The 10,652-nt window shown below is 58.6% G+C and carries 9 protein-coding genes and 1 pseudogene; 4 read left to right on the forward strand and 6 right to left on the reverse strand.

Annotated elements, in window-relative coordinates:
- A partial coding sequence (locus tag VN887_06500) for an FAD:protein FMN transferase (GenBank protein HXT39657.1) occupies positions 1–823 on the reverse strand: 823 nt, incomplete at its 3' end.
- Between the two features lie 98 nt (positions 824–921).
- On the reverse strand, positions 922–2,325 hold the full coding sequence (locus tag VN887_06505) for a Gfo/Idh/MocA family oxidoreductase (protein ID HXT39658.1): 1,404 nt from the start codon (positions 2,323–2,325) through the stop codon (positions 922–924).
- Between the two features lie 177 nt (positions 2,326–2,502).
- Between VN887_06505 and VN887_06510 the strand changes: the two genes are divergently transcribed.
- Positions 2,503–3,393, forward strand: a complete 891-nt coding sequence (locus VN887_06510; GenBank protein ID HXT39659.1) for a phosphoenolpyruvate hydrolase family protein — start codon at positions 2,503–2,505, stop codon at positions 3,391–3,393.
- A gap of 15 nt (positions 3,394–3,408) precedes the next feature.
- Here VN887_06510 and VN887_06515 read toward each other — a convergent pair whose 3' ends face one another.
- The gene (locus VN887_06515; GenBank protein ID HXT39660.1) at positions 3,409–4,620 is read right to left on the reverse strand and encodes a Tm-1-like ATP-binding domain-containing protein; all 1,212 of its coding nucleotides are present in this window, start codon (positions 4,618–4,620) and stop codon (positions 3,409–3,411) included.
- Between the two features lie 257 nt (positions 4,621–4,877).
- Between VN887_06515 and VN887_06520 the strand changes: the two genes are divergently transcribed.
- Positions 4,878–5,090 carry a DUF2905 domain-containing protein gene (locus VN887_06520; GenBank protein HXT39661.1) on the forward strand — a complete coding sequence of 71 codons (213 nt, stop codon included), beginning with the start codon at positions 4,878–4,880 and terminating at the stop codon, positions 5,088–5,090.
- A 388-nt stretch (positions 5,091–5,478) separates the two neighbouring features.
- Positions 5,479–6,681, forward strand: a complete 1,203-nt coding sequence (locus VN887_06525; GenBank protein HXT39662.1) for an outer membrane beta-barrel protein — start codon at positions 5,479–5,481, stop codon at positions 6,679–6,681.
- A 93-nt stretch (positions 6,682–6,774) separates the two neighbouring features.
- On the opposite strand, the gene VN887_06530 is transcribed toward VN887_06525, so the two are convergent.
- Positions 6,775–7,458 (reverse strand): porin family protein, encoded by a 684-nt coding sequence (locus tag VN887_06530; protein HXT39663.1) that lies wholly within the window; start codon positions 7,456–7,458, stop codon positions 6,775–6,777.
- Between the two features lie 131 nt (positions 7,459–7,589).
- Positions 7,590–8,390, reverse strand: coding sequence for an acyl-ACP--UDP-N-acetylglucosamine O-acyltransferase (gene lpxA, locus VN887_06535; GenBank protein ID HXT39664.1), 801 nt, complete (start codon positions 8,388–8,390; stop codon positions 7,590–7,592).
- Positions 8,391–8,586: 196 nt separating this feature from the next.
- On the opposite strand from lpxA, the gene VN887_06540 reads away from it, so the two are divergent.
- Complete coding sequence (locus tag VN887_06540) at positions 8,587–10,200, forward strand: ATP-binding protein (GenBank protein ID HXT39665.1); 1,614 nt, start codon at positions 8,587–8,589, stop codon at positions 10,198–10,200.
- A gap of 133 nt (positions 10,201–10,333) precedes the next feature.
- Here the strand turns inward: VN887_06540 and VN887_06545 are convergent.
- Positions 10,334–10,516: pseudogene (locus VN887_06545) on the reverse strand (JAB domain-containing protein).
- Positions 10,517–10,652: the final 136 nt, after the last annotated feature.

A 10,652-nucleotide genomic window follows, 5' to 3' on the forward strand; every position in this document is an offset into this window, starting at 1 on the left:
AAAGCGCGTCGGATTCTGTGGCGGATGGCAAAACTACGGCGGCCAGTACCGCGCCTTCGACCGGTTCGCCTTTCCGCGGGTCAATTACGTGCCCGTACACCCTCCCGTCTGCTTCAAACGCCTTGCCCCAGACCGCCGAAACCGAAAGCGCCTCGTCCTTCAGTGGAACGATTGCCAGGATCCCCCCGCTTTCCAGCCCGTCATCGGCGGCGGGGGGCGCTCCGCCGGACGAAAGCGACTGTCCGGCGAAATCCGGGTGAGGTACGGCGACGTTCCAGGCGGCGGCATCCGGTGGAGTGCCAATGGTGCAGACGGTGCTCGTCCCGCCATGAAGGATGGCGCTGGCCACGCCGGCTTCGCGCAGGAACCGCGCGGCGCGCTCCAGCGCAAAACCCTTGCCAATCGAGCCGAGATCAATCATCACGTCATTACGCGCAAAACGTATCGTGAAATCCCGCTCATCCATTTCCAGCAGTTCGATTCCGACCTTCTCCCGCGCGGCGGCGATATCGGCCGGGTGCGGTGTTTTCCCTGAGCCACGCATGAAACCCCAGCAGCGCATGAGGGGCCCTACCGTGATGTCAAACGCGCCCCTGGTTTCCCGGCTCAGTTCCTTCGCGTGCCGGATCAGCCGGAAAAGTGCGGGCTCCACACGGACTGCGTTGTGCGCAGCTCGCGCGTTGATGTGGCTGACTTCGCTTGCCGGATTGTACGGACTGAGCTGCGCGTCCAGCCGCTCGATTTCGTCAAGGGCTTCTTCCGCGGCTGCGCGAAGGGACACCTCGTTCTCGCCGTGGAGCAGAACCTCGAACCGCGTCGCCATTGCGTGCCGCGCTAGCGCAAGGGTACGCATGAATTCGCGCTAAAACGGGGTCTCACGGGCCGCGGCCCGTGAGACCCCGCCGTGAAGAACAAACCTGGTTACGATAATTCCAGCGTGCCGTAAGTGATGGCCTTGACTTCCTTGCCCGAGCCATCGGTGATCTTCCGTGTTTTCTCGTCGAACAGGCAGGTCATGTTCAGGCGCTCGGACATTTCAGCCAGACTGATCACGGTTTGGGCGCGAACGGCGAGTTCTATGCCGGCATTTGGCTGCTTGTTGGCACGGATGCTTTGAAACCAGTTCTTCTCGTGGGCGCCAACGTCTTCGTGCGGTTCGAGACCATCCATCGTAATCGGGTCGATTTCGTCCGCGAACGGCCGCTCTGGCACCAGGCTCAACCGGTTTCCCGCGTCGCCGATGTTCAAACTGGCCTGGTGACCATAGATCACAAACCCCGGGCTGGTGGCGTTCACCGTGCTGGATACGACGGTCAGCGTGAGGCCGCTGGGGAACTGCGCCAGCAATTCGAGGTGCTCCGGCACGTCCCGCTCCAGGGCGCCGGGTGTGCCCTTGTCCGAGTCCCAGGCCTTGACGCCGAGACACACGACACGCTTCGGAAACTCGGGGTTGCCGGTGGCCAGCATCAATGGCAAAAGCCGGTGTGGAACCAGGTCACCCAACAGGCCCGTGCAGTAGGGATAAAACTTCCGCCACCGGAAGAAATGGTCAGGATTGAACGGAACCTTCTTGTTGACCTTGCCCAGCCAGGTGTCCCACTTCACCGTCTCCGGTGTGGCCCCGGTATCGATCGAATAATTCCACTCACCATTCTTGCTGTTGCGGCAATAATAACCCTGCCCCCAGACCAGTTTCCCGATCTGCCCTGCTTTGATGAGGTCGGCGGCCTTGTGCCAGGCCGCAGCAGAGCAACCTTGAGAGCCGAGCTGGAAAATTCTGCCGGTGCGCTTGACGGTGTCGTAAACCTCGAACGCTTCGTCGAGATAACGCGTCATCGGTTTCTCGCAATAGACGTGCTTGCCTGCCTGCATGGCGTCGATCGCGCACTGCGCGTGCCAGGGGTCGTGGGTGGCGATTACGACGGCGTCAATATCTTTTCGCTCGAGCAGCTTGCGATGGTCGTCAAATTCAGCCACGTCACTGGTCCCAATGGCCTTCTTGGCGATTCCAATCCGGGTTTTGTAAAGGTCGCAAACGGCGGCCTGGACGATGTTGTTTTCGGCGGCGTGCTCCTTCTGGCTGTTGACATGCGCCAGCCCCATGCCCGGACAATTCGACGGCGGACCGCCGATGCCGATGTAACCCACCGCGATACGGTCATTGGCTCCGATCACCCGGCCGGTCGAGGGCGCCGAGCTCTGGCCGTAAACCGGCGTTTTGAACGGATTCGCGGCAGCCACGGCTGCGGCCGCCGTGGCCGCCTTTTTTATGAAATTACGGCGCGTTTCCGCGCCCGCGAGGGAGGATGTGTTGTTCTGGTCCATAAAAACTTTCTGTTTGCACTGGTTAATGAGGTATCAAACAAGGCTACCTCAATTCATCGGACGGTCAATCCCGAACATGCCCGAGTCCGGGATTGCATTTCCCGGTTGGACATCGCAAATTTCGCAAATCGCATTCAGGAACGATACACATTGAACCCCGGATTTTGAACTCAGCTTATGCCGAATCGCTGGACCGGAAAGGGAAATCCATACACCCGCAAAGAGGTCGTTGAACGCCTTCGTGCGACGCTTAGAAAGGGCCGCCCGGTCATTGCCGCCGGAGCCGGCACAGGCATCAGCGCGAAGTTCATCGAACGCGGCGGCGCCGACCTGATCATCATCTACAACTCGGGGCGCTTTCGCATGGCGGGTCATGGCTCCACTTGCGGTCTGATGGCCTATGGTGACGCCAACGCTGTGGCCATGGAAATCGGCGAGTTCGAGGTGCTCCCGATTGTCGAAGAGGTCCCCGTGATCTGCGGCGTCCATGCCACCGATCCGCGCCGCCGAATGTGGCACTGGCTGCTTCAGGTCAAAGACATGGGTTTTAGCGGTGTAAATAATTTCCCCACGCATTGCATCGTGGACGGCGTGTTTCGTCAGATTCTCGAAGAGACCGGGATGAGTGTGAAGAAGGAGTTTGAGATGGTCGCGCTCGCGCGAAAGATGGATTTGTTTACGATTGTTTACGTCTCGACGGCTGAAGAGTCGAAGGCCATGGCTGAAGCCGGTGCGGACGCCATTATCGCCCACGTCGGTACGACCGTGGGCGGGAGTATCGGCGTGAAAGGCGCGGTTGTCACGATGGCCGAGGCGGTGAACCGCACGAAGCGAATCATCGACGGCGCTCGAAGTGTGCGCAAAGACCTCATTTTTCTTTCACACGGTGGACCCATTGCAACGCCGGAAGACGCCGCTTACATCAACGAGCATACCGACGCGGTCGGCTTTGTCGGAGCGTCGAGTCTGGAGCGATTGGGCGTCGAGGAATCACTCACCAACCTTACCCGACAGTTTAAGAAGATTCCCGTGCAAAAGGCCGCGCTAAAGGCCATTCACTGGCAATGATTGACGTGGCGCCGTTCATTTTCGCTTCGCAATGTTCTTCAGCAGCGTTTTGGCGCACACCTCCGCGAATCTGCCCTCGTTGATCTCGCAATCCATCTCAATCACCTCGATGTCGCGACGCAGGTTCGCCTTGAGGTTGTCGAACAGCGCCCTGTCCGCCGGTGGATCATGGAATTTTTGGCCCGGCGCGCTGATCACACTGATCGCTTTTTTTGGAATCAACACGGTGACCGGGCCTTTCGACAGATTCAGTTTTTCCGCCACGATCCTGCCGAGTTGGGCGCATTCATCCGGCGTTGTGCGCATCAACGTCACTTGAGGGTTGTGTTGGTAGAAATTCCGTCCCTGAAACCTTGGCGGCACAGTTTCCGGTCCGTGGAAATTAACCATGTCGAGGCAGCCGGGTGCGACGACGGCCGGCACCCCATGTTTCGCGGCGGCTTCAAGGCGCGCGGGTCCTGCGCTAAGGACACCGCCCACCAGTTCATCCGCCCACTCAGTCGTCGTGATGTCGAGTGCACCCGCGACCATCCCGGATTCAATCAGCGATTCCATCGTCCGGCCGCCGATGCCCGTGGCATGAAAAACCAGCACCTCGTAACCGGCTTCTTCCAGGATTTTCCGCGCATGATCAACGCAAGCCGTTGTGTTGCCAAACTGGCTGGCGACAATCAGGGGTTTGTCTGCATCGATCGGCGGCGTCGCTTCCACCATTCCGCAAATCGCACCCGCGGCGCGCGCCAGGATCTGGCGCGAAATACGGTTGAGGCCGGCCACGTCAACGATGCTTGGAAACATCACGATGTCTTTCACCCCGACGTACTGGGCCGTGTTGCCGCTCGCCAGTGTCGAAACCATCACCTTCGGAAATCCGACCGGCAATGCGCGCATCGCAGCCGTACCGATGGCCGTGCCGCCGCCGCCGCCGAGCGAAATGACGCCGTCTATCTTTTTTTCCGACAATAGCCGCAACAGCACGACCGGTGCGCCCCTGGACATCGCGGCGACGGTTTCACCGCGGTCACGCCTCGCGACCAATGCCCCGAAGTCCACCCCCGCAGCAGCGGCAACGTCCAGGCGCGTAATGTCCGGTTTGAGCGCGGAATCGCCCAGCGCGCCGACATCAATGATCAGCACCTGATGCCCCCGTTCTTTGATTCGATCCGCGACGAAGGCGTGCTCTTCGCCTTTGGTGTCCATTGTCCCGAGGATTGCTATTGTGGCCATATCTGGATGCGGAAGATTAACCGTTCACCAAAAAAAGTATGCAAAATTGGAATTCGGCACCTCCCGTCGCCCGAGGAAATCTGCCGGCAAATTCCAACTGCCGACTTCCCTGCACGCTTGCTGCGTCGGCGCATCGGGCTGGAAAATGAAAGTCGCCGGGTGCATTGTATGCCTTTGAACGAATTGACAAACACGAAGCACTGGAGCCATCGGCTGGCTCAGGCGAGCTGTGAGATGTTCCAGTTGGCGGGAAAATCATGAACGAACCGGGCAAGATATTGTTTATCATCGGCTTGATGATTGCCGCTGCCGGCCTGCTGATCTGGTCCGGTTTTGGAAAGGGATGGCTCGGGAGATTGCCGGGGGACATCTATTATACGAAAGGCAACTTCAGCTTTCATTTTCCGGTCGTCACTTGCCTGCTGATCAGTGTCGTCCTGACTTTCCTGATTTGGTTGTTCCGAAAGTAGAAAATGCCTCGTTTTGAAACGGTGGGGTCAATTTGGCGCGGGGTCTTAGGGTGATTCCGCGAAGGATTCCAAGGGCGCCTGCATCACCTTCGACTACAGGTCAAACTTCGTTTTTTGTGATTCCCGGCGCGATAACGCCGAGGAAATCCACGTTTCCTCTTCCGGTGAAAAGCACAACGAATTGAAGCGTGATCGGCTTGGCTCGCTATCCATTGGGTATATCGGAAACCAAAGGTCACCGTGGAAGGGGCGAAAAAAACTTATTGTCAAGGAATTGGCTTTTACCTATCTTTCGCGGCAAATGCACCGTTTTCGGTGTGCTTGGGTAAACCGTTTTTACCCTTGGAACGCATAGAAACGAACCAGAACAACATCGCAGGAGGAACTAATGAAGTTTAATAAATGGACATTGGGCTTGGCCGCCGGCGGGGTGGTCAGTCTTGCGTCGGCAGCACAGGCGGATGAAGCAAAGCCGATGAGCCAGGTGCAGACCGCAGTGTCGGCCACCACCCTTAGCGGGTACGTGGATACATCCATCATCTGGAAGCCGGGAACCGGGGACGCCAATCTGCCCGGCCGCGCTTTCGATGGAGTTGGCAAGCTGGACGGTTTCAACCTGAACGTGGTTGAACTCAACTTGGAAAAGCCGCTGTCAGAAGATCAGTGGGCGGCCGGATACAAGGTCAGTTTGTTGGCCGGACCAGATGCCAACAATTTTAATACCTCGCCAGGTGGTCTGACCTTCGGCGGAAGTAGTGACTTCAGTGTGAAGGAAGCCTATGTCGCCCTTCGGATGCCCGTAGGCAATGGCCTCGACTGGAAAATCGGCAGCTTCAACACGATCATCGGTTACGAATCCTTCGAGAGCTACCTGAACCCGAACTACAGCCGTTCCTTCGGCTGGCAGTTGGAACCGACCCAACACACCGGCGTGCTCGCCACCTACAAGGCGTCGGATGCCGTCAGCCTCTCTGCCGGTATGGCCAACACGTGGAACGCGGGCATCAATGCTCGCGCGACTCGCGCCACCGGCCCTGCTACCGAATCCGAAAAGACTTACATGGCGTCCGTGTCAATCACCGCCCCGGATAGCTGGGGATTTCTAAAAGGGTCAGCCTGGTATGCGGGTATCATTGACGGCTTGGCAGGAGCGCAGAAAGATACAACCAGTGCCTACATCGGGGGCAGCTTGAACACCCCGGTCGAAGGGCTCTCCGTGGGTGCTGCGTTTGACTACCGCTGGGACGGTCCGAATACAATCGTAACAGCGCCGGCAAGCACATGGGCCTATGCAATCGCCGGGTATGCATCCTTCCAGGCCAGCGAAAAGTGGAAGTTCAATGCGCGCCTCGATTACACTGAAGGTACCGATGGCACGTTCTATAACCGTGGCGGAGGCGGAGCCAACCTGCAAAACCGACTTGGTGCCGCAACCATCACTGCCGACTATGCCCTTTGGGCGAACGTTGTCAGTCGGGCCGAGCTTCGCTGGGATCACAGCATGAGCGGCGACAAGCCTTACGGCGGGACGACCGTTCCTAATCAGCGCAACGCCGTTACGCTGGCGTTGAACCTGATCTACAAGTTCTAACTTAGGTGCGGAAACACGAAACCCCTTCCGGGAAAACCGGAAGGGGTTTTTGTTTGGTTGAATTCGCCTTTCGCAGATCGCAACGGCCACCGTTCAGAATTTCATGGAAAACTCCGCCATAAACGAGTGCGTCCGCGCGTTGTCAAACCGGAGCTGGCCGGAACCGCTGCTGAAGGAAAACACGTCCCACGAGGGTTCCCCGGTGGCCAGAAACTTGTAGCCGAAACCGACGGCCATACTGTCGTTGAATTCGTACCGAAACCCGGCGAAACCCTGCAAGGCCCATTCAACGTCCGAATCGTTCCCATTCAACCGCGCTCCGCTGATCGTGGCGCGATTGATGTCGAGAACACTGGTGGTCGCGCCCGCCCCAAGTCCCACATACGGCACAAAATTGTGCTGCAGCGGGAAATGAAACACCGCGTTGACGAGCATCGGGATATTCGAAAGGCTCGCATCGGTGTCCGGCGATCCGGTGATGGACTTGATCGAGTTGTAGAGGACGCCCGACTCCAGTTCCGCGCTGAAGTAGTTGCAGAACATGTAGCCGGCGGCCGCGCTGATGCGGAATCCCGGATCGTACTTGACCTTGATTCCGGAGACCGGCCCGAAGAACTCGTTCACATCGGTTCGTTGCGAGATCTCCGGTCCGATGCCGCCCCGAAAATAAAATCCCTGGGCGGCTCCTCCGCCGTAGCTTTGAGCCAGTGCCGGCGTCAACGACGCAAGCACCGCCATCATCCCAATACCAATCGCTGATTTGGTCCGCTTTCGCATAGTGTTCCTCCGTTTGTGTCTCGGTGTTTACCGTTGCTTTCGTCCCTGACGGCGCCGCCGCCAGCCTGACCGCTCATCAGACGGCATTTCCTGCGCGTTTGTTTAATTTTAATCAATACAAAATAACGGGTTCAATCCACGGCCTCATCCACTTCCGCCGCCCTGCCGGAGTCCGCACAAATCCCCCGCCTGGCGGCGGTGACAAATTCCATCAACACGCGGGCGGATTCGCCCCTGAACTCTTTACGCGCTGCTGCCAGCGCTGTGCTCAACTTCTTTCCACTTCGAAACAGCGCATGATAGAGCCGTTTCAGTTCCAGGCGTTGATCGGCGGGCAGTCCGGCGCGACGCAGACCCACGAAGTTCAGCCCGCAAATCCCGTTGTCGCCGCGGGCCACGCAAAACGGCGGCAAATCCTTGCTGATGGCCGAGCCACCCTGCATCAGCGCCAGCGTGCCGACTCGCACGAATTGATGGACCAGACAGTTGCCGGAAATAAAGGTACGATCCTGGACCTGAACGTGGCCCCCCAGCAGCGCGCCGTTGGCGATGATCGTGTGATCGCCCACGCGCGAGTTGTGTCCCACATGGCAATGCGCCATGAGGTAATTGTGTGATCCGATAATCGTTGCCTCGCCTTCCTTGTTGGAGCGATGGATGGTGACGTGTTCACGAAACACGTTATCGTCGCCGATGAGCAGGCGCGTGGCCTCTCCCCGGTATTTCAAATCCTGCGGCGCGTCTCCGATCACACACCCGGTGTGGAACACATTGTTCACTCCGACCGTCGTATGTCCGGTCAGATGGACCTGCGGCCCGACGCGACAACGTGCGCCAACGATGACATGTTCGTCGATGAGGGCAAAAGGGCCAACACTCGCGGTCGGATCGACCTGTGCTCTCGGATGAATAATCGCTGTCGGGTGAATCATCTTGCGCACCGCTTATCACATTGCGACAGGGATTGAAACAGGAATTGGCGTTTGGCAGAACACGGACGCGAACCGGCGTGACCGGGCCAAAACCAGAGCTTGATTTGCGCAAACGGCGGGAGTAAATGTTACCTGCTGAGCGGAGGACACGTTCGAGGAAAGACGACACGCAGTTACGAACACAACAAATGCGTCAATGAAGACCACGATCCGGATTTTGCATTTGGAGGACGACGTCATCGACGCAGAACTTGTGCAACGAGCGCTGGACAAGGCCGGCCTTGTTTCGGAAATCAAGGTCGTGCGGGATGGTGAAGACTATGTGGCAGCGGTCGAGGCGGGAGAGGTTGACGTGGTTCTGTCAGACAACAATGTGACCGGGTTCGATGGGGTTCATGCGTTGCAATTCGCCCGTGGGAAGCGACCCGGGATCCCCTTCATCTTCGTGTCCGGATTTGCGAACGAAGAGCAGGCGCGGGAGAAACTCAATCGCTCCGGAGCCACGGCGTGCGTCAGCAAATTACAGCTGCCCCGGCTCGCCGACACCATCAAACAGGCACTCGAAAACACTGAGCTTCGCGCCGCGCGCGGTCTGTCGGATTCGTATGTCCGGTCAATGGAGCTGCTGGTCAACGTCGTCCAAGATTTGTCTTTGGCACGCGATTTGGACCGCATCATGGCCATCGTGCGGCGCGCGGCACGCGACCTGACCGGAGCCGACGGCGCGACGTTCGTCTTGCGCGACGGGGAGCTGTGCCATTACGCGGACGAAGACGCCATCGCACCTCTCTGGAAGGGACGCCGTTTTCCGATGACGAGTTGCATCAGCGGTTGGGCGATGTTGAACCGGCAGGCGGCGGTGATTGAAGACATCTACGCCGATCCACGCATTCCAGCGGACGCATATCGTCCCACATTCGTGAAGAGCCTGGTAATGGTGCCGATTCGGACGGCCGAACCCGTGGGCGCCATTGGGAACTACTGGGCGGCGCGCCGAAAGCCCCTCCCGGAGGAGGTGAAACTCCTGCAGGCGCTGGCAGACAGCACGTCCGTGGCCATGGAAAACGTGCAACTGTACGCAGGATTGGAACGCAAGGTGGCTGATCGCACCGCCCGTTTGCAGGCGCTCAATGAAGAGCTGGAAGCCTTTTCTTATTCCGTTTCGCACGACTTGCGCGCACCGTTGCGCCACATCGACGCCTACACACAGATTTTGCAGGAGGAAGCCGCCGGGACGTTAAGTGATGAAAGTCAAAGGCACCTTACCGTCATCAACGGGGCCGCCCGAAAGATGGGTTCGCTGATCGACGATTTGCTGACGTTCTCGCGCATGGGCCGCTCCGAGTTGAAACACGGCCGGGTCAACATGAACACCCTGGTGGAGGAAGTCCGACGCGAAATGGAGCGAGAAACGAAGGGGCGTGTCATCAAGTGGGACGTCGCCGATCTGCCGGAGATAAAGGGCGACCGGGCGATGCTCAAGCAGGTTTGGGTCAATCTGCTTTCCAACGCGGTCAAATACACGCGTGGTCGAGCGCGAGCGGAAATCCGAATCGGTGGACGCCCGCAGGAAACCGAAGCGGAGTTTTTCGTGCAGGACAATGGCGCGGGGTTCGACATGCAATACGCCGACAAACTGTTTGGGGTTTTCCAACGCCTGCACGGGGACGGAGAGTTCGAAGGCACCGGCATCGGATTGGCCAACGTGCGGCGGATAGTTGCGCGGCACGGCGGACGCACTTGGGCAGACGGGGAAGTGGACCGCGGGGCGACCTTCCACTTCGCACTGCCGGTTTCTCCGGCAACGTAATCGGCCGGCGATGCCGTCGAGCGAGCCGTAAGTCCGGGAGTTCCATCAAGGGGTCCGTTTCCGCCGAACCCGCGAACCGCAACCAGGACGCAAACACAACAACCCACTGGCGCAAATCGGAGTCGGTGGACGCTCACGAATAGAAATAACCCAGCTCCCGCAGCGACACATGGTCTTTCCGCCGCTCCGCCGTGGCACGACCGATGATGACATGATCGAGCACCTCGATCTTGAGCAACTGCCCGGCGCGAATCAGATCGCGTGTCACTTTGATATCCGCCTCGGACGGCGTCGGATCCCCGCTGGGGTGGTTGTGTTATGTGAAGCATCCGTTTATGTGGAGTTGAAAACGAAAACTTCGAGAACAGGCCGGTTTGATCTTTGTGATCGAGCCGGTTTTTTCACATAAATCCGTGCACGGATCGGGCGATTAGGGCGAGCGAACTGAACCG

The organism is Candidatus Angelobacter sp., from assembly GCA_035607015.1.
Taxonomy (GTDB): domain Bacteria; phylum Verrucomicrobiota; class Verrucomicrobiia; order Limisphaerales; family AV2; genus AV2.

Excerpts from the sequence above, each read along its gene's own strand:
- VN887_06505 (HXT39658.1), bottom strand. The coding sequence starts at position 2,325 with ATGGACCAGAACAACACATCCTCCCTCGCGGGCGCGGAAACGCGCCGT.
- VN887_06510 (HXT39659.1), top strand. The coding sequence starts at position 2,503 with ATGCCGAATCGCTGGACCGGAAAGGGAAATCCATACACCCGCAAAGAG.
- VN887_06515 (HXT39660.1), bottom strand. The coding sequence starts at position 4,620 with ATGGCCACAATAGCAATCCTCGGGACAATGGACACCAAAGGCGAAGAG.
- VN887_06520 (HXT39661.1), top strand. The coding sequence starts at position 4,878 with ATGAACGAACCGGGCAAGATATTGTTTATCATCGGCTTGATGATTGCC.
- VN887_06525 (HXT39662.1), top strand. The coding sequence starts at position 5,479 with ATGAAGTTTAATAAATGGACATTGGGCTTGGCCGCCGGCGGGGTGGTC.
- VN887_06530 (HXT39663.1), bottom strand. The coding sequence starts at position 7,458 with ATGCGAAAGCGGACCAAATCAGCGATTGGTATTGGGATGATGGCGGTG.
- lpxA (HXT39664.1), bottom strand. The coding sequence starts at position 8,390 with ATGATTCACCCGACAGCGATTATTCATCCGAGAGCACAGGTCGATCCG.
- VN887_06540 (HXT39665.1), top strand. The coding sequence starts at position 8,587 with ATGAAGACCACGATCCGGATTTTGCATTTGGAGGACGACGTCATCGAC.